Consider the following 23341-nt stretch of genomic DNA (forward strand, 5'->3'; position numbering starts at 1 on the left):
GCTTTAAAGCCCTTGGGCCCTTCTTACAAAAAGGGCCACCTCCCTGCAATATGTCCGACATGATCATTTAATGCACTTAGACACAATGATTAATCGGATACTCATTCCCTAGACTTGGGGCGCAGGCCGTGGAAAAACAAGCACGTCTTTCGGATCAGTGGTTACTGCCACGTCCATGCCCGTCTCCCACTTGCTGCCCGCACGCACGCGCGCCTGAAGCGGCTGGTCGATGCCTTCAACGACAACGGACAGCAAATCCACTTCTCCGACGAATCGTTTTGAACGGATGCGTCCAGGTACTCCGCATAGTCCGGCAGTGCTCAAGATGACACCCTGCGGCCTGACACAAACATCGACTTTCTGTCCTGTTTCCAATTCCTCTGAAGGCAGAATTCCAAGCGGTGTTTCCACACCGGATGATGTGACGAGCCCCTGAAGCTGGTTCAATTCCGAAAAAAACCGCGCCGCAAAAAGATCGGCGGGGCTCTTGTAAAGATCAGCTGCCGTGCCGTGCTGTATCAACCTTCCTTGCCGCATCAACGCAATCTTGTCTCCCATGCGCATCGCTTCCTCCGGGTCATGGGTAACAATGATGCATGTTGCCCGCGTTTCCCGGATCACCGCCAAGGTTTCATCACGGACACTGTCCCTCAGCCGCTTGTCGAGCCCGGAAAAGGGCTCGTCCATAAGCAAGATGCCCGGGCGCGGAACAAGTGCTCTTGCAAGAGCAACCCGCTGTTGTTCACCACCCGACAGGGCGTGCGGATAGTCTTCGGCATAATCAGCGAGGCCGACGCGGCCCAATGCGCTCAAGGCGGCGGTCTTGCCCTCGGATTTCGGCAATTGCGTCAATCCGAACATGACATTGGCGAGAATGCTCATATGCGGAAAAAGCGCGTAATCCTGGAACATCAAACCGACACCGCGCTTTTCCGGCGGAAGGAACGTTGTGTCGCCGGCAATCTCATGCCCGTTGATAAGCACCTTGCCATGGCTTTGACGTTCTACGCCGGCAGCAATGCGCATCAAAGTGGTTTTGCCGCAGCCTGAGTGGCCGAGAAGACACAGAATTTCCCCGGGAGCTATCGACAGGTTCATGTCTCTCACCGAGACGACACCGTCATAGTCGTGAGACACATTTTCAAACACGAGACCAGCCGCAATCGTTGCGCCAGCCGTTCCCGGCGCTCCCCAATTTCGCGGACGGCCATTTTCAAATAGAGTTGGATCTTGTCGAGACATCAGGTTTCGGCGGTTTCGTCCGTATCTCCGTCAAAGAGCGAACCGTCTTCAAGAGGATCTTCGTCCTCCATCAATGCCGCATCATCATTGGGTGTCGGCACCATGAACGACGCGGGAACCGCGCTGTCAAGAAGACCGGCCCCTTTAAGTTCTTCAAGTCCAGGCAGATCCTTGACATTCTCTAGGCCGAAATGAATCAAGAACTGCTCTGTGGTTCCATATGTCACAGGCCTGCCCGGTGTGCGCCGCCTCCCGCGCATGCGGATCCAGGTGGTTTCAAGAAGTACATCGAGAGTTCCTTTTGAGGTGGACACACCCCGGATTTCTTCAATTTCTGCCCGAGTGACCGGTTGGTGATAGGCAATAATCGCGAGTGTTTCCAAGGCAGCGCGCGAGAGCTTGCGTTGTTCCTCGACATTTCGGTGCATCAGATAGGCCAGATCTTCTGCAGTTCTGAAACACCACTTTCCTGCCACACGTACCAGATTGACGCCACGAGAAGCATAGGTCTGCTGAAGGTCCTCCAGAAGGGACAAAACATCGGCTCCTTCCGGCAACCGGAGCGTCAACTCTTCCAGCGATAGTGGTTCCGACGAGGCAAATAGAAGTGCTTCAACCATGCGCAGGCCAGCAAGGTCAGTTGAGGCACTCTTCCCCTTTTGCACCGGGGGTTCAAGATCCAGTCTGTCCGGCTCAAATGTCATGCTCGGGTTCCTTGGCAACCGAGCGGATATAGACAGGTGAAAATGGTTCACCCTGACGGATCTCAACTTTTCCTTCGCGCACCATCTCAAGACTGGCGGAGAATGTGCTGGCGACAATCGTTGCCCAGTCCTTGTTGTCGTATAGATACTCACGCAGGTAACTGTTCAGCGGCGCCCATTCACTTATCCTGCCGACAAGCTTGGTCAGCAACTCCCTGGCTTCTTGCAATGACCAGACCGAGCGCCGCAGGACCCTGACCGACGTGACGGACTGTCGTTGCCGCTGCGTCGCATAGGCAGACAGGAGATCATAAACAGATGCTTCCCAGATGCTGTTTTGCTGAACAGACATTGTCTCCGGTGCGCCCCGATGAAACACTTCCCGCCCTTGGCGGTCGCGGATCATCAGCTTTTCCGAGACGTCTCGCATGGCTTCAAGCCGGCGGAGCCTGAAGGCAAGTGCAGCGGCAAGCTCTTCGCCAGTGGGTTCGTCTTCATCGCGCTGTTCGGGGAGCAACAGTTTGGACTTCAGGAACGCCAACCAGGCGGCCATGACAAGGTAGTCGGCAGCCAGTTCAAGACGCATCCGGCGTGCTTCAGCCACGAATTCCAGATATTGCTCGACAAGTTCAAGGATCGAAATCCGTGCCAGATCCACTTTTTGAGTTCGGGCCAGACCCAATAGCAAATCGAGAGGTCCCTCGAAACCTTCTACATCCACCACCAGCTGCGGATCCGACGTGGCTCGCTCTTCGGCGGAATGGACCGAACTCAGAAGATCATATGAGCCATCTTCGGCGATCTTTTCCGTAGTTTCCAATTCCGCCATTTCCGCTCCGGTCAAACGGCCTGCCAGCCGGTCAGTTCCACAAACTCATTCAAGGCTTTGTCCCGGTCAAACCCGGGTTCCGGCGCTTTCAAGCCATTCAGTGCTGTCTCGCACCGGTTTCTGGCTTCGCCTGCCAGTTCGGGAACCGCCTTGGCAACAGCAAGCATCTCTTCCATGTCTCCGTTGCAATGAAGAACAATGTCGCAACCTGCCTCAATGACCTTCCGTGACCGAGATTCATAATCACCGCCAAGCGCTTTCATCGATAGGTCGTCGCTCATCAAGCACCCATTGAATCCAAGCTCCTTGCGGATGACATCCTGAACAACCGCCGCACTTTGGGTTCCCGCCCTCTCAGCATCAATGCCTTCGTATACAATATGAGCTGTCATTCCCAATGACACGTGGGAAAGTGCCCCAAACGGGCGAAAATCCACGCTTTCCAACGAAGATTTGCTTGCTGTTACCCTCGGAAGCTCAAAGTGACTGTCAACCTGAGCCCTGCCGTGTCCAGGTATATGCTTTATGACAGGGAGAATGCCTCCCGCAACTGCTCCCTTGACCATCTCGTTTCCAAGTTTAGCAACAACTTCGGGGTCGCCTGAAATTGCCCTGTCACCGATTGCATCAACGGTTTCCGGAAAACGAATATCGAGGCATGGCAAACAGCCAATGGTAATGCCGACAGCTTCCAGGTCGTAGGCAATCAGTCTTGCCCCAAGCCAGGCTGCTCTGGTTGCGGCCTTTTCGTTGGTCTGAAACAAGTCTCCGAATAGTTTGGGGGCTGGGTATTTCGGCCAATGCGGGGGCCTCATGCGCTGTACACGCCCCCCTCCTGATCGATAAGGACCGGTGCCGCTTTTCTGCCCGTCGCCTCTCGAAAGGCAGACGTCAAGGCGCGCACCTGATCCGGTGTTTCGATGTTTCGGGCGAATAATATCAATCCCCAGGGGTTTTCTTTTCTGAAGAAAGACATTTCTTCTGGTGTGAGCGTCGGCCCAGAACAGCCGGAAACAAAGGCTTTGGTCATGGAACCGGATTAGCGGTCCACCTCAAGTCCGTCAAGAAAGGCTGTTCGTGGCTCTTGCACCAGATCGACGAACTTGCAAACTGTGCCGACCCACACCGCCAAGATTGGAGCCACGCATGCGCGCGCGACTTGATATTCCAGCCGGCCAGCTGCACCGGATTTCCCATAGATCTGAAATTCTTGGCAGCAACCGGCTTGGCGACACCGCAACGCGAGACATCATTGTCTATACGCCGCATGGACATGACGGAAGCGACCTTCCGCTTTTGGTGGATATCGTTGGCTTCACAGCGGGCGGTCCAGCACATGTCAACTGGAAAAACTTCGGAGAAAACGTTCCTGAGCGCCTGGACAGACTCATTTTCGACGGTGCTCTCAAGCCGGTTGTCGTCGCCTTTCCCGACTGTTTCACCCGCCTTGGAGGCAACCAGTATATTGACAGCTCAGCCATGGGCCCTTGGGGCACCTGGCTCACGACAGAGATGCTGGAAGAAGTCGAAAACCGCTTTCACTGCGGCGGCAAAGGCAAAAGAGGCCTTTTCGGAAAGTCGTCCGGCGGTTACGGCGCTATCATTCACGCAATGAAGTATCCGGATGTCTGGTCCGCTGCGGCCTGTCATTCCGGCGATATGGCTTTCGAGCTTTGTTACCTTCCGGAAATGCCGAGCGCGCTTCGCGCGATAGCAAAGGCCGGTTCGATTGAAGCCTTCGTAAAAAACTTCGAAAAAGGACCGAAATTTCCGGGAAACGCTCTTCATGACTTGATGACATTTGCGATGGCTGCCACCTATGACCCCGACCCGGATCCGGAGGTCTTTTGCGGTATCAGGCTTCCGGTAGACCCGGATACGTGTGAAATCATCGAGGAACGATGGGCCGCTTGGCTGAAATGGGATCCTGTCCAAATCGTTGAGGATCATGCCGACGCTCTAAGGTCCATGAAGGGTCTTTGGATCGAGTGTGGAGATATTGATCAGTACAATCTTGTCTACGGTGCACGCCGCTTTCACAGGAAGCTCGAAGCCGCCGGAATTGACCATGTGTATCAGGAGTTCAACGATACACACTCGTCCATCGACTACCGAATGGATGAAAGCTTGCCGTTTCTTGTGAACAGTCTGCTGGATTGACGTCATAGGATTTGCGTCAATCAACGAGGCTGCGGACTCATAATCAGAACAACACTGTTGTTGCGAGGACGATATTAGACAAGAACACAACAGGGCGCGTGTTGTGGCGGCCAGTGACACAGCACCAGTTTTTCAGTCGACCATACCTGTTCTCAATCTTGTGGCGGGAAAGATGAATTTTGACGTCATTCGCGATGATGCCCATCTGGGCTTCGGTTGAAGAGCATCTGGCGCGGCTTCAGAAACAGTTGCTTGATGTGTTCGAGACGCTCGGGTCAAACCATAACAGATGCGGCGTAGACGAACTTTCCGCTGCCCTTGAGCCACGTTGGTGCCTTCAAGGGAAACAAACGGATGATACCTGCATCCTGGGACAAACCTTTCATTCGACAAATTCCGTCAAAGGTTTGTTACGAGCCGAGAATTCCTCAACAATGTATTGCATCGAAGGTCCCCAACGCCTGCTTTATTTTGCTTTGCCAGAACGTAGCGCCGTAAGATCTTCGCTCAACATATCAATGAAGCGGCGAACGCGCGGTTCCAGCAAACGCTTATGGGGGTAAAGCGCGAGGATCGGAACTTGCCCATGAGTGAGCCGCGGCAACACCCTCTCGAGCCGTCCCTCCGCAATATCAGCACTGACCAGTAGCCCCGGTAGCAAGACTATACCGAGGCCATCCAATGCCGTTGCCCGCAACGCTTCAGCGCTGTCAAAGCGCAGACGAACCTCACCTTGGGCACGAACCCAGCTGCCATCTTCCTCTTGCAAATGCCATCCTTGTCGTTCACTGCGGCTTGCGAACTGAATTAGGTCGTGGCGCGTGAGCTGTTCTATATTCAGAGGTCTTTCACGCCCGTCAAAATAGGCTGGGGCTGCACACAAGATCGCTTCGTCCCGCAAGAGTGTTCGTGCGATGAAACCCTGATCCGGCGCACTCACGCCGATACGGATGGCAAGATCGAAGCCCTTCTCGATGATGTTGTCGATGCGGTCCGACAGCGACATCTCGATCTGGGTCTCGGGCCATGCATTCAGATACCGGCGCACGGTGGGTAGCAACAATCTGCGCCCCAAGGCATCTGGCGCCGTGATGCGGAGGACGCCGCGGGGGACACCGCTGTCATTTGCGATGCTGTTGTCAGCGGCTTCAATCGCTTCACGGATGGCCAACCCGTGCTCGTAGAGGCGCTTTCCCTCCTCTGTCAGGTCCAGTGCGCGCGTACTTCGGTTCAAAAGCCGAGCGCCATAGCCTTCCTCCAATCGTGCGATGGCTTTGCCAGCCGTAGAACGGGAAAGACCGAATATCTTACCCGCAGCAACAAAGCTCCCGGTCTCAACAACCGAGAGAAACAGGAGGATGTCGTTCACCTTCGAACCAATCATACCCAATTGTAGCAAATGGATCGGGACTGAAGCGAACACAAATCGTTATTACGAGCCTCTAAGTCTGTAGCCGTGACACTCAGCAATGGAAACAGACATGTCCGCTTCAATTGATCGTATGAACCCCTCAGCTCTGCCGGATGCCGGCAAGGTCGGCTATTCACAAATATCGATTGTCCACCCTGGCCCATTGGCCTTTGTGTCGGGCCAGGTGGCGTGGTGCGCCAACGGAACACCTGCTCCGGCATCGCTTGCCGAGCAGGCTGCTATCGTCACCGGGAACCTGCAAGGCGCCCTTGATGCGCTTCAGGCGACGACTGACGACATCGTTCAGATGCGCGTCTATATGACCGACCTGCAGGCTGAGACGCAAGAGATCGCCATGACCGAACTCACGCGCTTCCTCAATGGCGCACAGCCAAGCCTCACCGGTATCGGCGTAGCGGCTCTGGCAGGGCCGGACCTACAGATCGAGGTAGAAATGGTGGTGCAGGTCGCCTCCTGACCGCCCCCAACAAAAGTCATACGTATGAAACCTGCCATCTCTTCCCAAGCAGGGCCAAACCGGCGCGAATTGCTGCTAGCGGCTGCCGCCGCTTCATCTGTTGCCCTACTGACGCGCGTTGCTTCCGCTCAACCGCAAAGCGAATTTAAAGGACGAAGAGAATTGTCTACCTTCGCAACCACAGACGGAACCGAGACCTTCTTCAAGGACTGGGGTCTAAAAAAACGCGCAGCCCATTGTGTTTCGTCACGGTTGGCCGCTGTCCAGCGACGATTGCGACAACCAGATGCTGTTCTTCGCCGCCAAGGGCTTTAGCAAACCGTGCTCAGTTCTATCTTGATGTGCCGACGGACCCTTTCTTCGGTTTCAATCGAGAAGGTGCGGAGGTGAACGAGGGCCAGTTTCAAAACAGGTAGCGTCAGGGTATGATGGGCAGTGCATCGGCTCACTATCAGTGCATAAAGGTCTTTTCTGAGAATGATCAGACGGAAGACCTCGAGGCAATCGACCTGCCGGTTCTGGTAATGCACGCTGAAGACATATGAAGACTTGTCCCACGGGTTCTTCGCTTCCCATCCTGATCTCCTGAATGTAGATCTTCTGGCGATCATCGAAGCCTGATCACGCATTGCTGCGGGTGAAATGCCCCCGCAGCTTTGCAAGAAGCGGCCGTAGGTCCCTTGTAGCGAAGACCCGATTTGTCGAACGCTCGCAGGTGTTAGAAGCTGCTGCCGTGTTTGATGCCTGTTTAGAGGTCCAGTTCCTAGGGACGACGTCTGATTGAAAATGACTGCGGCAGCGTCAAAACCGCACCACCTATGATAATCAACAAAGCACCAAGCGCTGCGATGGGTGTCGGGATCTCTCCCCAGACCGCGAAACCGAACAGCGCGGACAACAGAACCGTTCCGTAATAGATTGGCGCCAACGTTGCTGCCCCTGCACGTCTGTATGCTGAGACGTTGAGAGACTGGCCTATGATTGCAAGCGGGCCCATCCAAACAAAAAGCATGAGTGATTCCAGAGAAATCCCTTCATTCACGATCAGCCAGACAACCGGCCCTGTCAGAACGCACGCCGCGAGCACATTTACGTAGGCCAGGATTGTTACCGTGTTCTCACGTTGGGAAATATAGCGGATAATGAGTGTTTCCAGCGCCATGAAAACCGCTCCCAACAAGGCAGCGCCGACGCCTGCAACTGCCAGACCATCGTAAGTGCCAACCGTTTCCGTGGAACGCACCACAAGCAAGGCTCCGAAGGCACAAAATGCGCCTGCGATCCAGTGCTTTCCGGTGATAATCTCCTTCAGGATCAAACCGGCCAGCCCGATCGCGATGATACCCTTTGTAAGACCGATCGCCGTCGCATCAGCCAGTGGCAGGACACTGGCGGCATAAATCGAGCATCCAAGGCCACCGATGCCGCAACACGCACGCAGGACATGCAATTTCCACAATGGGCTTAACCCACCGGTGAGAGACACGCGCTTTACAACGGATACCCCGAGGATAGTCATGGCTCCGCCGAGGTATCGTAGCCAGACAAGAACAATCACCGGAAGCAGACCATCTGCAATCTTGCCGGCAGCAAAAATCGGAGTAAATGCAGACATCCCGGCAATAGCCAGGACAAACGCCAGTCCCGTATGCTGTTCTCTTCGGTAAGCTGTATACACCGTTTTCAATCCCAAACTTCACCAACCAGACATAAGAGGCCCATCAGCAGATTGTCAGGCCCTAAATTGCCATGGCGGGTATTCATATTTGCATCGCATTGCTGCCTCCTGTGCGAAACTGTATACTTCCAAAATGAATTGGGATGACCTGAAACTAGTTGATGCCGCAGCGCGCATGCGTTCTCTGTCCGGCGCTGCCAAAGCGCTTGATATCAGCCAACCTCAATTGAGCCGGAGGCTCAAGAGCTTTGAGGACAGAGTGGGCGCCCGCCTGTTCGACAGAACGCCGGCGGGATTGAAACCCACAGAAGCCGGATTGCGCCTGATACCGCTTGCCGAGGATATGAGAAAGAAGGCCGAGGCCGCATGCCGCATTTTGCCTGATTTGTCAGGCTCAACGCTCAAAGTTGTAAGAGTGGCCGTTGATGAAGTTCGCGCTCGTGTGCTCACAGATCAATTTGGTGACCTCACTGCAATGCTCGACGGTGTAGAACTTGAATTGATTTCCAGCCACCAGTCCGTCAACCATCAGAGCCGAAGCATTGAACTTCAAATCCGCAATTGCCTTCCTGAAACCGATACACTGATCGCGCGAAAGGTAGGCGAACTTGCCTATGCGGTTTACGGATCCAAGTCTTTTGTCGCGAACAATCCGTCAGCCCTCGACCCACTTGCCTATTCATCCTGCTCCTGGCTGGGTTTCACGCCTGACGATCTTTGGTATCCAGCCCATGCCAGATGGTTGGAGGAACGCCTCGCCAAACCGCCTTTACTTCGCACCAACACAATGACAACGCTCATGAATATGACTGCTGCCGGCGCTGGATTATCATTGTTGCCGGTGTTCATGGGTGATGACCATCAGGACCTTGTCCGGCTTACAAAACCCATTCCGGAGCTAACGAACCCTGAGCACATAATCGTGCACCGGGACTTGCGCCGCGAACCTGCTGTTCGCCAGGCGATTGACGCAATTGCTGCTGTCTATAAATCAATGGCCTGCCGGCTGGAAGGTGCCGATGAGGACACCGTCGTTATTGCTGCGGAATGAACGCCGGTCCATGCCCGGCATTCAAACCAATCAAAATCTCTCAAACTCTAAATTCTTACTGCCTGCGTACAAAACAGTCACCGCCCGCGCCTTTGAGGCTTTCGCAGAGTGAAATCGCTTCTTCACGGGAGCCTGTGGGGATACGGGCACGGTAGAAAACACCTCGGTCCTGAACATTTGCAGACACAATTACTGCATCGCGATTTCCAAGAATACCCGGGAACTGACGCTGCAAGCCTGAATAGGCGTTGCTGGCAGCCTGCTCAGAACGTTGAGAGGTCACCTGAACTATATAGGTTCCAGCAGGGATGCTTCCAGAATTGGTTGCCGGGGCTGCTGCAGGAGCAGTTGTTGCAGGCGCCGGTGCCGCTGCGTTTTGCTGACCCAGATTAAGCGGCCCATCGTTTTGACTGGCAGGTGCCGGAGTTGTTGCCGCGGCTGGCGCACGTGCCACTTGAACGGGTGCGGCCGGTTTCTTGCGCGGCAACACGGTCGGGACAGGCTGGACCGGTTCAACCGCAGCCGGCGTTTCAGTTCCGGCAACAATCGCAGGTGTTGTCGGCGCTGCGGCATCTGGCGTGGCGGCAACCGGTGTCTCTGCCTGAGTGGCTTGTGCCGGTGACGAAGCGGGAGCAGCTGCAACAGGTGTTTCAGAAACAGATCCAGGGACGACAGGAGTTGTTGAGACGACCCTTGGAGTTTCGCTATTGGCAGCAACCGAAGGCGCGGCTGGCGCAGGCGTAGGTGCTGCAGGCGCAGGAACAACGGGCTGTTCAACTGCGGCAACAGTCGGTTCTGGCGTGGCAACCGGGGGTGCCCCTGCTTCACCTCCGGATATGATTGAGCCGTCCGGACGCACAACAAGTGTGCGAACCCGTTTTGGCGCTCCCGGCAGAAGATCGGCATTGCCATTGGCTCCAGCCGGTGCGGGAGGCAACTCAGCCGGTTGCGGGCTCTCGGGCCTCACCAATTGATCTGGACCGGTTTCCCCCGTTCCATCAATTCTATCGTAGATAAGCTTGGCCGACTGATTGTCAGTTGGTGCCTGACTTTGCTCCGGGTAAATCTTCAGTGGTTCCTGCAAGCCGCTGATAATCGGCGGCGGTCCGCTTGGCACCTGCACCGAGCTTCCGTCCATCAGGAAAAATCCGGCAGCTCCCAAAACCGCAACACCGAGAATACCACCGGCCACAAACAGTCCCCGGCGCGACCGCTCTTGAGCCTGTGGTACAGCTTGCTTTTCCGCTGCCGGATGTGGCGGCAACACGCCCTCACCGCTCAGGCTTGGGTCACTTTCCTGCATGGCCCTTGCAACCGCGTCGAGATCATATCCCTCAGGTGGCGGCGGGGTTTCATCATCTTCAAGACGAGGGACAGAACCAGCAGCAGCCGGCCAGCTCATTTCGTCAATGTCTGCCGTAGAGGCACGCTCGTTAGCAGCGCTCTGAACTTCCTTTGCTGCTTCGTCAGCAGAAATTTGCGCCTTACGTTCAGCGGGATCAGGAAATTCAAGGTCGGCAAACAGCGCTTCGATGCCTTCTGCATCGCTTAGTGCGGCAGAACCTGCGGGCCTGACAACAGGAGCCGGCTCTGCCTCAGCCGGGTTAAGAGCTGCAAAAAGATCGCTTTCGTCGATCCTTGGCCGCCTATCATCATCGAATTGCGCGCTGACAGCAGGCGTGCCGAAGTCTGGTTCTTGCTGTGCAACTTTCTGCTCTGCTTCCCGTGCCGGGTTTACAGACAGGTTCACCGAAAAATCGTCCCTGTTGTAACCTTTTACCGAAGGTGCCGGCTGAGCTTCAACGTCCGGCGCGCGAACGGGTTCCGGATCAACTGCGATTGCCTGTTCGAAATCGAGGTCCCGAACCTTCGGTCTGACGACGGCCTCAGTCTGCGAAATCGGATCAACGCGTGGAACTGCGAAATCCTTGGTTGGTGTCTCGATCGCCGCGGTCATTGCTGGATCAACGGTTACCGGCGGAACACTTGGCTCCGGCGTATCATCTACTGATTGCCGAAGCGCACCGATCAATTCGTCTTCAAGTTCCGCTGTTAGATTTTGTTCCAGATCCAATGCCACCGTGGGTGTCAAAGACGCGGGCGTTTCTGGTTCCTGCGTTGCGAGCGCTTGGTTTGACGGCTGATCGAACGTTGAAGCTTGAGGTTCGACAGATCTCTGCAGAACAGGGGCAATTCTTTCCTGTGCCGGAACGACTGATGCCACCTCTTCCGACGGTTCGCTTTCCGGAACTTTGGGCCACAAGGAAGAAACATGTGTTGAAGGCACGGTTTCGGTCGGCGACTGAGCAGCACTAGAAAAGACGGCCGGCTCTGGCGCTGCAGCTTGCGAAACCGAAGCAACACCTGGCTGATCTCCCAGTGGCGACGCGTCTCCACCCTGGTTCTGATTGTCCGCAACGGGCTGTACAGCTACAAATGAGGGCTCGATGCGACCGGAGGACTGAGAAGTCGGCACTTCTTCCTGTGGATCCTCGGCGAAATCGTTCAATCCTGCAAAATAGTCGGTACTACCAACACGACCACTACTCACATCTGCCCCCGATTGCTTGTTTTTCTGGACAATGCGAGCCAGCTCGAGCAGCGGATCCTCCGCAGCCGGACGCTCTGCGTCCGCACTCTGCCCGGCCGCATGCAAGTCTGTTCGCTTTGGTTCGTAATCTTCTGACATGAGCCTTACGAAAACCGGTCCAGTTGTGCCGCTACGATGCCAACACTGTGTGTCAAGCGGCCAAGAAAGAATCTAGCGCATTTCTTCAGGGGCATTTACGCCGAGAATCGACAATCCTGAAGCAAGCACCAAAGATATTGCACGAACCAATGCAAGACGTGCTAGGGTTAATTTGGCGTTACCAGTGTCAATAAAGCGTAAATGCGGCATTTCCTTGCCTCTATTCCAGTGACCATGCAGTGAACTCGCCAACTCATGCAGGTAAAAAGCGATTCTGTGTGGCTCATGTGTTTCGGCAGCCGCTTCTATCACTTTTGGCCATTCTGCCATCTTCGCGATCAGTTCCAGCTCACCAACATCATCAAGGAGTGCATAGTCGGCTGCTGAAAGAGCGTCGTCGCCAATATCGAGACCCTTGAGTTCTTCGGTCGCCTGCCTTAGCACCGAGCAACAACGAGCGTGGCCGTACTGAACATAAAAGACCGGATTGTCTTTCGATTGTTCCGTGACTTTCTTGAAATCAAAATCAAGCGGTGCATCATTCTTGCGGAATAGCATCATGAACCGAATTGGGTCCGGGCCAACTTCATCGACGACTTCTCGGAGCGTGATGAACTCACCGGAGCGTTTTGACATCTTGACCGGCTCACCATCGCGCATGAGCTTTACAAGCTGGCAGAACCTGACCACCACGTCCGTTTTGCCGTCAGAAACAGCCTTTCCAACGGCCTGAAGCCGCTTGGCATAGCCGCCATGATCAGCGCCCAACACGTAGATCGTCTCTTGAAAACCCCGCAAGAATTTGTCCTGGAAGTAGGCAACGTCTGCCGCGAAATATGTGTAGGAACCGTCTGACTTCTTCAACGCTCGGTCTGTGTCATCGCCAAAGTCACTGGCACGGAACAAGGTCTGTTCCCGATCCTCCCAATCGTCCGGCACCTGTCCTTTGGGAGGTGGCAACGTCCCTTCGTAAACAAGCCCCTTTTCACGCAGGGTGTCGAGCATGAAGTCAATTTTTGAAGCGTTGGTCCCTTCCCGCTCGTGCAGGGTCTTTTCGGAGAAGAAGATCTCGTGTTCAACACCTAACGCAGCCAAATCGGACCGGATAAGTTCGAGCATTGCAGCCATTGCACGCTCTTTCACGAGCGGAAGCCACTCGCTTTCATTCATCGTTTTCAACCTGTCGCCGAATTCGTCCTTTAGCTGAGCGCCGATCGGTTTCAGGTAGTCGCCAGGATACAATCCGGCCGGAATGTCTCCAATGTTCTCGCCGAGCGCCTCGCAATACCGCAAATAGGCACTGCGGGCGAGCGTATCGATCTGAGATCCGGCGTCATTGATGTAGTATTCTTTGACGATTTCACACCCGGCGAAAGCCAGAAGATTGGCCAGGGCGTCGCCGAGAACCGCACCGCGGATATGCCCGACATGCATCGGGCCGGTGGGATTGGCTGACACATATTCCACGTTTACTTTTCGATTTTCGGCCGGATGGATACTTCCATATTTCTTGCCGAATTCCAGCACACTGCCAAGCACGCGCTGCCATACGACCGGTGCCACCCGCAAATTTATAAATCCTGGCCCCGCAATCGTCGCTTCGACGATGTCCGGATCAGCGCTCAACTTTTCAACAAGTTGCTCTGCAAGATCTCTGGGCTTCAAACCAAGAGGCTTTGCCAGAACCATTGCGGCGTTTGTCGCCAGATCACCGTGGGCAGGATCACGCGGAGCCTCCACGACGACTCGAGAAAGGTTCGGCTCATTCCCATTTGCGTCTTTAAGGTCAAATGTTTGAATTATTTTTTTAACGCGCTGCGTAAAGTCAGCGAAGATGTTCATAGAGCACCGATCTGGTTTCGAATTTTGGTTTCCAAGCACCGTCGCGCTGCAGAGAATTTCACCTCCGGCGTCACCGGCTCTTAGACTGCCTCAGCGCCTACCCCAAATCAGGAGTATCGTCAAACAATCTGCGATGTTCTTCAATTGCATATCGATCGGTCATACCTGCGATGTAGTCGCAAATTCGCCGCGCAATTTCTGCATCGCTCAATTCATTCATGCCGATGTTCCAGGGTTCGGGCATCAGCCCTGGGTCCGAATGGAATTTGCCAAACAGGTCCCGAACGACGCGGGCCACAAGCTTTCGAACGGCAAGAACATCCTCATGCCGATATACACGTGCAAACAGAAAATCCTTCACTTCGCCTTCCGCTTGGGTCATTCCGGTTGAGAACCCGACCAGACATTTACCGGCCATGCGGATGTCCTGCGCGTTCTGAGGATCCAGTTCCGACAAATTGCGCACCGCTTCCCGTATGACGTCTTCCACCATTCTTGTTATTGATCTGCGAACGATTTCATGAATGCGCCGGCTTTCTTCAAGACCCGGGTACTTGGCGTCAACTTCGGCTAGAATATTTGCCAGAAACGGAACGTCGCGCATATCTTCAATCGCAAACAAACCCGCCCTCAATCCGTCATCCAGGTCGTGTGCGTCATAGGCAATGTCGTCCGCAATTGCCGCGGCCTGCGCCTCTCCGCCGGGCCAGGTGTCGAGCAGAAGGTCCTGTTTATCCGCATAGTCCCTTATCGCGAAAGGCAATACTGAGCCCTGAAACTTCCCGATCGGTTTTCCGTCCGAGCCCACCAAAGGACCATTGTGTTTAACGAGGCCCTCGAGAGTTTCCCAGGCGAGATTTAATCCGTCAAAGTCAGCATATCTCTGTTCCAGGTGCGTCACGACGCGCAAGGACTGCGCGTTGTGGTCGAAACCATCAAATGGTGCCATGCATTCATGCATGACATCTTCACCTTCATGCCCGAATGGGGTGTGTCCGAGGTCGTGCGACAGCGCCAGGCACTCTGCCAGATCCTCATCCAGACGCAGTGCGCGGGCCAGTGATCGCGCAATCTGCGAAACTTCAATCGTGTGCGTCAGCCTCGTGCGGAAGTGATCGCCTTCATGATACACAAAGACTTGGGTCTTGTGCTTCAAGCGCCGGAAGGCCGAAGAATGAATTATCCTGTCCCGGTCCCGTTGAAATGGTGTTCTGGTCGGACTCTCGGCTTCTGGAAACAGACGACCGCGGCTGCGAAACGGGTTTTCCGCGTAAACCGCTCGCGATTGCGCTCCAAATCCGATATCCGCATTCATCAGTTGCCAACCTTCGCTCACTGCGTTGTCCCGTACCATCTCCCGAAGCTGCGAGATACCCACTCCATTGACGTGGGCTACTTCAAAACATACTTATCTCGATACATCAGGTTTAATGCTCTTGAATGCTCCAAGAACTCAGCGAGTCGGCTACACATGACCGAGACACTTGAAAATCGAGTAACAGTCAGCGAGCGCGCAGCCAAGCGAATTGCGTCCATTTTATCAAATGAACCTGCGGGCAGTATGCTTCGGGTCAGTGTGGAAGGCGGCGGTTGTTCCGGTTTGCAGTACAAATACGACGTTGTCGGCGAAAGCGAAGACGACGATTTCGTCATTGAGAACCCGGGCGCGACGGTTTTGATCGATACGATATCCCTGCAGTATATGGGTGGGTCGGAGATTGATTTCGTTGACGATCTGATTGGTCAGTCCTTTCAAATCAACAACCCAAATGCGGTGGCTGGCTGCGGCTGCGGTACCAGCTTCACCATCTAGAACCCGCAAGGCACTCTAACTGGGCTGTTGCCCCGACCCTTTCGAAACGGAGGCAACTCAGCCATGAAAATTGCGACCTGGAATATCAATGGAGTTAAGGCGCGCATTGATACGGTCCAGGATTGGCTGAAAGAAACAAATCCCGATATTGCCTGCTTTCAGGAAATCAAATCGGTTGATGAGAATTTTCCACGCCAGCCCTTTGAGGACCTCGGTTACAATGTAGAGACCCATGGGCAAAAGGGTTTTAATGGTGTTGCCCTGCTTTCCAAATCGCCGCTGGAAGACGTTCAACGGGGGCTTCCCGGAAACGATGCTGACGAACAAGCACGTTACATTGAGGCAAGCGTATCAACGGAAAGCGGCGCCATTCGTTTCGGCTGCCTTTATCTTCCCAACGGCAATCCTTTGGGCACCGAAAAGTTCCCATATAAAATAGAATGGATGGACCGACTTATTGCGCACGCCAAAGAACGGCTGAAAGACGAAACCCCGTTCTTGCTGCTTGGCGACTACAACGTCATTCCAGACCCCGTTGACGCGAAAAACCCCGAGGGATGGCTTGAAGATGCGCTTTATCAGCCGGAAAGCCGACGGCGCTTCAGAACACTTTTAAACCTCGGCCTTACGGAAGCAGTCCGTTCCTGTACAGAAGCTCCTGAGACCTTCACTTTCTGGGACTATCAGGCTGGTGCATGGCAGAAGAACAATGGCATCCGCATTGACCATATACTTATGTCAGCGCAGGCAACCGATCGGATGACCGGATGTGGCATCGACAAACACGTTCGCGGTTGGGAGAAACCGTCGGACCATGTTCCGGTCTGGGTGGATCTCGCAGCCTGATTCTCTTTCATAATCCACACAGCTTTCGTGTTTCGGCCAGTTGAACTGGGCCGAAAGCAATGCGGTTGACGTCGGGACTTGCAGTGTTCCAAAGCCGTGCTAGTCTTTTGAGGTCATGGGGTAACGGACCAAACATATCCGTCCGCATTTCAAAATTGCGGACCTTTCATTCCGGCGATGAGCAGAATGGCCGGACGCGCACGTTTGATGCCTGTCACAACGGTTTTCGTTGTCTTTCTTTTGATGAACATAGCGCCCTCATACTCACAATCCATCTCCTGCACCTGCCGGTACAAAGGTGAAGACTATGGCGTCGGCGAGATCGATATGCTTGAAAAGCCCCGATGGCATGCGAATGGCCACATGCCAGATGGTTCTCAACAATACGTCATGGAATTTCAGCAGTGCCCCTTGCCCGCTTTCGAAGCTTATGACTCCGAAAACACCGGAAACGGAAAAGCAGCCGGTGCGATCCCCCCCTTGTCGGGCCGACATCACTCGTAACGCTGGATTACTGAGAGGGTACCTGCTGCGAGGCCAGGATGTCCGGACGGTTCTGTTCAATCCAACCGTCGGCGAGAGAACGCGCTTGCTGGCGCACGGTTTCCGGAGAAACCGCAAAATACTGTTCGTGCATGGCGTTGATCCAGCTCGCATCGCCGCCTGAGGCCTGCGCACGTGCCACCGTCATCCACATCAACCCGCGGGCCTTTTTCTTTTCGGAGTTGCCGATCTCGTAAAGTGTTTCGCCAAGGCGCGCCTGAGCTCCGACATGTCCCTTGAGCGCCGCCAGATTGTACCAACGAACGGCCATGCGGCTGTTGTTGTTCTGGTACATTCGACCAAGCTGGTATTGAGCGGCTGCGTCACCAAAATAGGATGCAGCGTGTGTAAAGATCTGACGCGCACGGCTTTCACTTTGCGGAACCGCACCGTCTATTCCGGTCAGGTAGTATGAGCCGAGTGCGACAAATGCGCTGGAAACAAATGGCGCGTCTGGTGCGTCAGGTCTATCTTCACCGTGCTCACGAACGATCTGGCTGTAATACTCGAAAGCCTTCAGGTCGTCTTCCTTGACGCCGTCGCCCTTGGCGTACATCTCGCCAAGTTTCCAAGCCGCCATAGGCTGACCGTTTTCCGCAGCATATTGTAGAGAGCTGAGCGCGGCTGCCTTGTCGCCGGAATAATATTGACGCGCTCCAGCGCGCAAAGCTTCGCTGGGAGAAAGATCCTGCGGGCCAATAGTTCTCGGGGCCGCCGGCTGTCCATCAAACGCCAGCGCCTCGCCTGCCATGACCGCAATCATCAACGCACCGAGCACAGTTCCGGTTTTTCCTAGGCGTTGAATCAATGAACTCTTCTTTTGCATCCCATTCACACTATTATCCGCCGGACAGAATTTATTTTTCCGACGGACGGTCTTGTTTTTTATCCGCGCCATGCGCATTTGATTTCACTGTGTCCTGTCGAGAAGCGCTCGCCGGACCCCGTTGTTTGATATGGCCAAAAATGGCCAATCAATTCGGCCTAAGTTGGGCCGTTTGCCGCCCAATTAAGACCATTTGCAGATTATTTGTGTCGCAATCCGCCTCATAGCCGTCACGAAGTACAACCGGCTTGTTGGCTGATAGTAACGCAACGGTTGAATGGCAAACATGGCCGAACGTGGGCAATGTCTTCATTCGAGCAACCCGGTTGCCACTCTATGTTCAAGTGTTGCGAAATTGGCACAATTTGACCCCTCACCCCGTCCCACACGCTGAACAATAATGCGCACAGTCTGGTTGATGATGTGTTTCCAGCGCATGCGGCGCCTTGCGCAACTGTTGAAAACGGGGGCTTTTGGCCAAATCGCCTTGCCGTTCTATGTTTGTCCTTCAAACTGGAAAGCGATTCGGTGTAGGTAAAGCCCGCTAAGACACAATCGACGAAGATCTAAAACCAACCAGGCGATATGGAATGAGTGCGAAAGACGATTTATTTGCCGGCAATGCCGCGGTTTCCTCTCCAGTGGAGCAGGAAACGCGATCTCGCGCACCGCAGAAACCGCGCTCCATGCCTGCTGTTGCCGCCGTTTCCGATGAATATTCTGCAGCTGACATTGAAGTTCTTGAAGGTCTGGAACCGGTGCGCCGCCGGCCAGGCATGTATATCGGCGGAACGGATGAAAAGGCATTACACCATCTTTTCGCTGAGGTTATCGACAATTCCATGGATGAAGCGGTCGCCGGACACGCAACATGGATCGATGTGACGCTTGCGGACGACGGCTACCTGACGATCACGGATAATGGCCGAGGCATTCCGGTAGACCCCCATCCGAAATTCAAGGACAAGTCCGCGCTGGAAGTCATCATGACCACGCTGCATGCGGGCGGAAAATTCGACAGCAAAGTCTATGAAACATCCGGCGGTCTCCATGGCGTTGGTATTTCTGTCGTCAACGCTTTGTCAGAGGAACTGGTCGTCGAAGTTGCACGCAGTCGAAAGCTTTATCGTCAGACCTTTCGTCGTGGGAAGGCGGACGGTCCACTGGAGCTGGTTGGCGACACCCAAAACCGCCGTGGAACACAAGTGCGCTTCAAACCCGATGCCCAGATTTTCGGAAAAGGCGCAAAATTCCAACCGGCACGGCTGCTTAAGATGGCGCGGTCAAAGGCCTACTTGTTTGGTGGCGTAGAGATCCGCTGGCACTGTGCACCCAACCTCTTGTTCGACAAGGATGAAACGCCTGCAGAGGCCGTTTTCCACTTTCCTGGTGGCTTGAAGGACTTTCTCGCCGAACGGTTGACCAAGGAACGCAGAGTAGTTGACGAGGTTTTCTCCGGCCGAACAGACAATGCTGGTAAACATGGCTCCGTGGAATGGGCTGTAAGCTGGTTTGCCGGTGACGGTTTCATCAATTCCTATTGCAATACGGTGCCGACACCCGAAGGTGGGACGCATGAGGCAGGTTTCCGCTATGCGCTGCTTCGCGGATTGAAAGCCTACGGGGAACTGACCAGCAACAAAAAGGCTTCCATCATCACTGGCGATGATGTGCTCACGTCAGCAGGTGGCATGCTCTCCGTCTTCATCCGGGAACCTGAGTTTGTCGGCCAGACCAAGGACAAGCTCGCGTCCAATGAAGCAACTCGAATTGCAGAAGCGGCGGTGCGTGATGCGTTTGACCATTGGCTGACAGCTTCGCCCAATCAGGCCAACAAACTGCTTGAATGGGTCATCGACCGTGCGGAAGAGCGCCTTCGCCGCAGGCAAGAAAAAGACGTCGCCCGCAAAACCGCCGTCCGAAAACTCCGGCTTCCTGGCAAACTTGCAGATTGTTCTGCGAACCAGGCAGAAGGCACCGAACTTTTTATCGTCGAGGGCGACTCGGCGGGCGGCTCCGCTAAGCAGGCGCGCAACAGATCCAACCAGGCCATATTGCCGTTGCGTGGAAAAATTCTGAACGTTGCCAATGCTGGCCGTGACAAACTCGTGGCCAATCAGCAACTGGCAGATCTCATTCAAGCACTTGGATGCGGCAGCAGGTCTCAATATCGCGAGACAGATCTTCGCTACGAGAAGATTGTGATCATGACCGATGCCGATGTGGATGGCGCGCACATCGCTTCACTTTTGATTACGTTCTTTTACCGGGAAATGCCGGAACTCATTCGCGGCGGTCACCTTTATCTTGCAGTTCCGCCTCTATATCGTCTCAGCCAAGGGGGCAAAACACTGTATGCCCGCGACGACGCGCACAAAGACGAGCTTCTTGAGACAGCATTCAAAGGCAAATCCAAGGTCGAAATCGGCCGTTTTAAAGGGCTTGGAGAAATGCTTCCAGCCCAGTTGAAAGAAACCACGATGGATCCTTCGAAGCGTTCGCTCCTGAAAGTGGACGTCGATGAGAGCGAAATCGGGGATACCAATGATGCCGTCGAAAGGCTTATGGGCAATAAACCCGAAGCCAGGTTCCGTTTTATTCAAGACAATGCAGAATTTGCAGAGGACCTTGATATTTAGGGCCGAAAACGGATAGTTTAAGACAGTTTTTTAGTCGGGGGCTGCTTGGAAGGCTGGGCCTTTTTGCATAGCAACCGTTTTCAGGTGCCGGACAAGTATAATGTTAAACCGGGTTTATTCAGTTTTCGATCGGCGGCTACGACCGTTGCGCAATCACGTTTATCTTGTATTTCCAGGACACGACATCGCTTACGCTCGCGTTGCAGAGCCTGCTTTTCAGGCCCTTGGTGGAGTTCTCAATCATCTGGCGGGCAACAACCGTTCGCTACGGTCAATCCGACATGATCCACATTTGAGTGAACGCAACGAGCAACTTCTATTTCATGGCGACGTCGAATTGCTGACGGCCCGTGAACTCAAGCGAAGATACCCCGACACGAAGGTCATCGCCTGGGTCCAGGATCCGGTTCAACGTGTTTCCTACTGTTATGAGCGTGTCATTCTGTCTCCAAATGCGTTGCCGTCCTACTACAGCGAAAGCGGCTTTGATCAGCTTATGTCTCCACAAGAATTCGTCGATCACATTTCGTCAATTTCGGATCTGGAAGCTGACAACCTTTTCCGCAGCCAGTCGGCAGCTCTGACACACAAAGGTACGCTGACAGCAGACGTTGTCTTGCAGGTAGAGCAGTTTGAACGTTCGCTCGCCGCTTTCCTCTCTGAAAGCACGGTTGCGATACGAAACGTGCCGAGATCACGGTATCGTATTTCTGATTTCGTCTCCGACAGCACTTTATGCTCGTTTGAAGACGAAGGCATTCGCCGGAAATTGCAACGGCGCTACCACGCCGACTATGATCTCTTTTATGCCGAAGAAGCAGCCTACGCCTGACATCCTCTGCTTGATTTCATTCCTCGATTTCAGCTCGCATGTGTCGACCTGAAGACGCATTGACTGCTGTCAAAACGTTCAATCCGAGTAATTCTAACTGCTCAATGCAACAGAAATCGCGGACACGTCCATTTCCTTTATTAACTGAGATGGCAAAACTTTAATGGAAATACTCGAGTTTCTTTGCAAATTACCTCAACGACGCATTGACACCTGAGCGCATAAATGTAGGGTGTGCGCCAAATCGGCGCGTGGTCCGTCCAAGGCGCTGTTTGCTAACCATCACAACATTCGGGCACACCGCTCCATGGCATTTGATACTCTCGGTTTAAGCGAGAAGGTCCTCTCTGCAGTTGATGCAGCAGGTTATAAAGAACCAACGGCAATCCAGGCGGGTGCCATACCTCAGGTTCTGGAGCGGCGCGACATTCTTGGCATTGCCCAAACGGGCACCGGTAAAACAGCAAGTTTTACGCTGCCGATGTTGACCCTGCTCGAAAAGGGACGCGCCCGTGCGCGTATGCCAAGGACGCTCATTCTCGAGCCGACACGTGAACTTGCAGCGCAGGTCGAAGAAAACTTCGAAAGGTACGGCGCTAATCACAAGCTCAATGTGGCACTCCTCATTGGCGGTGTATCTTTCGCAGAGCAGGACAAAAAGCTCGACCGTGGCACCGATGTCCTGATTGCGACGCCCGGCCGTTTGCTAGACCATTTCGAACGCGGCAAGCTTCTTTTGCAGGGTGTCGAGATCTTGGTGATCGATGAAGCCGACCGGATGCTCGACATGGGCTTCATTCCGGACATTGAACGGATCTGCAAACTGATCCCGTTTACGCGGCAGACGCTGTTCTTTTCCGCAACCATGCCTCCGGAAATTCAGCGACTGACAGAAACATTCCTTCAGAACCCCGCACGTATTGAAGTCGCACCGACGTCGTCCACTGCAGAAAACGTCACACAGCTTCTCAAGGCCTCGTCTTCCAAGGATTACGAAAAACGCGCAGCGCTTCGTGAGCTTCTCGAAGGTGCTGAAGACCTCAAGAACGCGATCGTCTTCTGCAACAGAAAACGAGACGTCTCGACCTTGTTCCGCTCTCTTGAGCGACATGAATACAATGTCGGCACCTTGCATGGTGACATGGATCAACGAACCCGCATGATGATGCTCGACAATTTCCGAAAGGGTAATATCAAGCTGTTGGTTGCCAGCGATGTCGCAGCTCGTGGCCTAGACATTCCTGAAGTCAGTCATGTCTTCAATTATGATGTTCCGAGCAATGCGGAAGACTACGTCCACCGGATCGGACGTACAGGTCGTGCGGGTCGCTCAGGAACTGCCTATACCTTGGTGACCGGCGAAGACCAGAAATACCTGGACGCCATTGAGGCTTTGATCAAGATGTCGATCGACTGGACAGGTGACTCGATTGATTTCGAGGCCGTTGCAAAAGAGCGGAAAGCACGTCGGAAGGCTGGGAAGTCTGCCAAGACTGCAGCGTCGAGCAACGACAACGAGGCAGATCAACCAAAGCCAGCCAATTCCCGGCGTCGGTCACAGCAAAAAAATCGAGACGGCGGCGACAATCGAAATGAGGAGCAACAGGACGCCTTGAACACCTTGCCAATTTCCAGCATTCCGCACAAATCAAGCGGGAAAAAGACTCGCAGCGACAAAATGGAACCTGCGTTTGGGGCCGGCGTTCACATTCCTGCTTTCCTTTTGCGCGAACCCAGACCAAAAAAAGCGTCCTAACG

18 protein-coding genes and 2 pseudogenes are annotated in these 23341 nt (G+C 54.2%); 10 read left to right on the plus strand and 10 right to left on the minus strand.

What is annotated here, in order from left to right:
• Window positions 1-108 precede the first annotated feature (108 nt).
• From ACZ1HV_RS02420 to nagZ, 4 genes and pseudogenes are all read right to left on the minus strand, one after another.
• Window positions 109-1242, minus strand: coding sequence for an ABC transporter ATP-binding protein (locus ACZ1HV_RS02420; protein ID WP_298964130.1), 1134 nt, complete (start codon window positions 1240-1242; stop codon window positions 109-111).
• The gene (scpB, locus tag ACZ1HV_RS02425) at window positions 1242-1946 is read right to left on the minus strand and encodes an SMC-Scp complex subunit ScpB (RefSeq protein WP_472717210.1); all 705 of its coding nucleotides are present in this window, start codon (window positions 1944-1946) and stop codon (window positions 1242-1244) included. Before scpB ends, ACZ1HV_RS02420 begins: the two co-directional genes overlap by 1 nt.
• Window positions 1936-2775 (minus strand): segregation and condensation protein A, encoded by an 840-nt coding sequence (locus tag ACZ1HV_RS02430; protein ID WP_298815226.1) that lies wholly within the window; start codon window positions 2773-2775, stop codon window positions 1936-1938. Before ACZ1HV_RS02430 ends, scpB begins: the two co-directional genes overlap by 11 nt.
• Before the next feature lie 11 nt (window positions 2776-2786).
• A pseudogene (gene nagZ / locus ACZ1HV_RS02435) lies at window positions 2787-3805 on the minus strand (beta-N-acetylhexosaminidase).
• 116 nt (window positions 3806-3921) lie between these two features.
• Between nagZ and ACZ1HV_RS02440 the strand changes: the two are divergent.
• Window positions 3922-4935: an alpha/beta hydrolase gene (locus ACZ1HV_RS02440; protein WP_298815222.1), complete on the plus strand. Its 1014-nt coding sequence runs from the start codon at window positions 3922-3924 to the stop codon at window positions 4933-4935.
• A 466-nt stretch (window positions 4936-5401) separates the two neighbouring features.
• Here the strand turns inward: ACZ1HV_RS02440 and ACZ1HV_RS02445 are convergent, their stop codons facing one another.
• On the minus strand, window positions 5402-6319 hold the full coding sequence (locus tag ACZ1HV_RS02445; protein ID WP_472717211.1) for a LysR family transcriptional regulator: 918 nt from the start codon (window positions 6317-6319) through the stop codon (window positions 5402-5404).
• A 97-nt stretch (window positions 6320-6416) separates the two neighbouring features.
• On the opposite strand from ACZ1HV_RS02445, the gene ACZ1HV_RS02450 reads away from it, so the two are divergent.
• Both ACZ1HV_RS02450 and ACZ1HV_RS02455 read left to right on the plus strand, forming a co-directional pair.
• Entirely contained in the window at window positions 6417-6824 is a 408-nt protein-coding gene (locus ACZ1HV_RS02450) for a RidA family protein (protein ID WP_472717212.1), read from the plus strand.
• 162 nt (window positions 6825-6986) lie between these two features.
• Window positions 6987-7445: pseudogene (locus ACZ1HV_RS02455) on the plus strand (alpha/beta fold hydrolase).
• A gap of 142 nt (window positions 7446-7587) precedes the next feature.
• On the opposite strand, the gene ACZ1HV_RS02460 reads toward ACZ1HV_RS02455, so the two are convergent.
• Entirely contained in the window at window positions 7588-8502 is a 915-nt protein-coding gene (locus ACZ1HV_RS02460) for a DMT family transporter (RefSeq protein WP_472718391.1), read from the minus strand.
• A gap of 133 nt (window positions 8503-8635) precedes the next feature.
• Between ACZ1HV_RS02460 and ACZ1HV_RS02465 the strand changes: the two genes are divergently transcribed.
• Complete coding sequence (locus tag ACZ1HV_RS02465) at window positions 8636-9553, plus strand: LysR family transcriptional regulator (protein WP_472717213.1); 918 nt, start codon at window positions 8636-8638, stop codon at window positions 9551-9553.
• Window positions 9554-9608: 55 nt separating this feature from the next.
• Here the strand turns inward: ACZ1HV_RS02465 and ACZ1HV_RS02470 are convergent, their stop codons facing one another.
• The 3 genes from ACZ1HV_RS02470 to ACZ1HV_RS02480 form a co-directional block, all read right to left on the minus strand.
• Window positions 9609-12242 carry an SPOR domain-containing protein gene (locus tag ACZ1HV_RS02470; RefSeq protein WP_472717214.1) on the minus strand — a complete coding sequence of 878 codons (2634 nt, stop codon included), beginning with the start codon at window positions 12240-12242 and terminating at the stop codon, window positions 9609-9611.
• Window positions 12243-12314: 72 nt separating this feature from the next.
• Entirely contained in the window at window positions 12315-14084 is a 1770-nt protein-coding gene (argS, locus tag ACZ1HV_RS02475) for an arginine--tRNA ligase (protein ID WP_472717215.1), read from the minus strand.
• Between the two features lie 97 nt (window positions 14085-14181).
• Window positions 14182-15399: a deoxyguanosinetriphosphate triphosphohydrolase gene (locus ACZ1HV_RS02480; protein WP_472718392.1), complete on the minus strand. Its 1218-nt coding sequence runs from the start codon at window positions 15397-15399 to the stop codon at window positions 14182-14184.
• A gap of 156 nt (window positions 15400-15555) precedes the next feature.
• On the opposite strand from ACZ1HV_RS02480, the gene ACZ1HV_RS02485 reads away from it, so the two are divergent.
• The 3 genes from ACZ1HV_RS02485 (at window position 15556) to ACZ1HV_RS02495 (ending at window position 17247) form a co-directional block, all read left to right on the plus strand.
• Window positions 15556-15897, plus strand: coding sequence for a HesB/IscA family protein (locus tag ACZ1HV_RS02485; protein ID WP_298815199.1), 342 nt, complete (start codon window positions 15556-15558; stop codon window positions 15895-15897).
• A 63-nt stretch (window positions 15898-15960) separates the two neighbouring features.
• Complete coding sequence (gene xth / locus ACZ1HV_RS02490) at window positions 15961-16743, plus strand: exodeoxyribonuclease III (RefSeq protein ID WP_472717216.1); 783 nt, start codon at window positions 15961-15963, stop codon at window positions 16741-16743.
• A 186-nt stretch (window positions 16744-16929) separates the two neighbouring features.
• A complete protein-coding gene (locus ACZ1HV_RS02495) occupies window positions 16930-17247 on the plus strand; it encodes a hypothetical protein (protein WP_472717217.1) in 318 nt (105 codons plus the stop codon).
• A 7-nt stretch (window positions 17248-17254) separates the two neighbouring features.
• On the opposite strand, the gene ACZ1HV_RS02500 is transcribed toward ACZ1HV_RS02495, so the two are convergent.
• Entirely contained in the window at window positions 17255-18094 is an 840-nt protein-coding gene (locus ACZ1HV_RS02500) for a tetratricopeptide repeat protein (RefSeq protein WP_298815190.1), read from the minus strand.
• A 608-nt stretch (window positions 18095-18702) separates the two neighbouring features.
• Here ACZ1HV_RS02500 and parE point away from each other — a divergent pair.
• The 3 genes from parE (at window position 18703) to ACZ1HV_RS02515 (ending at window position 23339) form a co-directional block, all read left to right on the plus strand.
• Window positions 18703-20751, plus strand: a complete 2049-nt coding sequence (gene parE, locus ACZ1HV_RS02505; protein ID WP_472717218.1) for a DNA topoisomerase IV subunit B — start codon at window positions 18703-18705, stop codon at window positions 20749-20751.
• Between the two features lie 100 nt (window positions 20752-20851).
• Window positions 20852-21583 (plus strand): sulfotransferase family 2 domain-containing protein, encoded by a 732-nt coding sequence (locus ACZ1HV_RS02510; RefSeq protein ID WP_472717219.1) that lies wholly within the window; start codon window positions 20852-20854, stop codon window positions 21581-21583.
• Between the two features lie 307 nt (window positions 21584-21890).
• The gene (locus ACZ1HV_RS02515; RefSeq protein ID WP_298815182.1) at window positions 21891-23339 is read left to right on the plus strand and encodes a DEAD/DEAH box helicase; all 1449 of its coding nucleotides are present in this window, start codon (window positions 21891-21893) and stop codon (window positions 23337-23339) included.
• Window positions 23340-23341 lie beyond the last annotated feature (2 nt).

It is taken from the genome of Roseibium sp. JB4-4, assembly GCF_055693425.1.

What these genes read in the sequence shown, in the direction of transcription:
- ACZ1HV_RS02485 (WP_298815199.1), top strand. Translation starts at nt 15,556, where the DNA reads ATGACCGAGACACTTGAAAATCGAGTAACAGTCAGCGAGCGCGCAGCC.
- ACZ1HV_RS02495 (WP_472717217.1), top strand. Translation starts at nt 16,930, where the DNA reads ATGGCCGGACGCGCACGTTTGATGCCTGTCACAACGGTTTTCGTTGTC.
- ACZ1HV_RS02440 (WP_298815222.1), top strand. Translation starts at nt 3,922, where the DNA reads ATGCGCGCGCGACTTGATATTCCAGCCGGCCAGCTGCACCGGATTTCC.
- ACZ1HV_RS02430 (WP_298815226.1), bottom strand. Translation starts at nt 2,775, where the DNA reads ATGGCGGAATTGGAAACTACGGAAAAGATCGCCGAAGATGGCTCATAT.
- parE (WP_472717218.1), top strand. Translation starts at nt 18,703, where the DNA reads ATGAGTGCGAAAGACGATTTATTTGCCGGCAATGCCGCGGTTTCCTCT.
- ACZ1HV_RS02420 (WP_298964130.1), bottom strand. Translation starts at nt 1,242, where the DNA reads ATGTCTCGACAAGATCCAACTCTATTTGAAAATGGCCGTCCGCGAAAT.
- ACZ1HV_RS02450 (WP_472717212.1), top strand. Translation starts at nt 6,417, where the DNA reads ATGTCCGCTTCAATTGATCGTATGAACCCCTCAGCTCTGCCGGATGCC.
- ACZ1HV_RS02445 (WP_472717211.1), bottom strand. Translation starts at nt 6,319, where the DNA reads ATGATTGGTTCGAAGGTGAACGACATCCTCCTGTTTCTCTCGGTTGTT.
- ACZ1HV_RS02515 (WP_298815182.1), top strand. Translation starts at nt 21,891, where the DNA reads ATGGCATTTGATACTCTCGGTTTAAGCGAGAAGGTCCTCTCTGCAGTT.
- scpB (WP_472717210.1), bottom strand. Translation starts at nt 1,946, where the DNA reads ATGACATTTGAGCCGGACAGACTGGATCTTGAACCCCCGGTGCAAAAG.
- ACZ1HV_RS02470 (WP_472717214.1), bottom strand. Translation starts at nt 12,242, where the DNA reads ATGTCAGAAGATTACGAACCAAAGCGAACAGACTTGCATGCGGCCGGG.
- ACZ1HV_RS02465 (WP_472717213.1), top strand. Translation starts at nt 8,636, where the DNA reads ATGAATTGGGATGACCTGAAACTAGTTGATGCCGCAGCGCGCATGCGT.
- ACZ1HV_RS02510 (WP_472717219.1), top strand. Translation starts at nt 20,852, where the DNA reads ATGTTAAACCGGGTTTATTCAGTTTTCGATCGGCGGCTACGACCGTTG.
- ACZ1HV_RS02480 (WP_472718392.1), bottom strand. Translation starts at nt 15,399, where the DNA reads ATGAATGCGGATATCGGATTTGGAGCGCAATCGCGAGCGGTTTACGCG.
- argS (WP_472717215.1), bottom strand. Translation starts at nt 14,084, where the DNA reads ATGAACATCTTCGCTGACTTTACGCAGCGCGTTAAAAAAATAATTCAA.
- xth (WP_472717216.1), top strand. Translation starts at nt 15,961, where the DNA reads ATGAAAATTGCGACCTGGAATATCAATGGAGTTAAGGCGCGCATTGAT.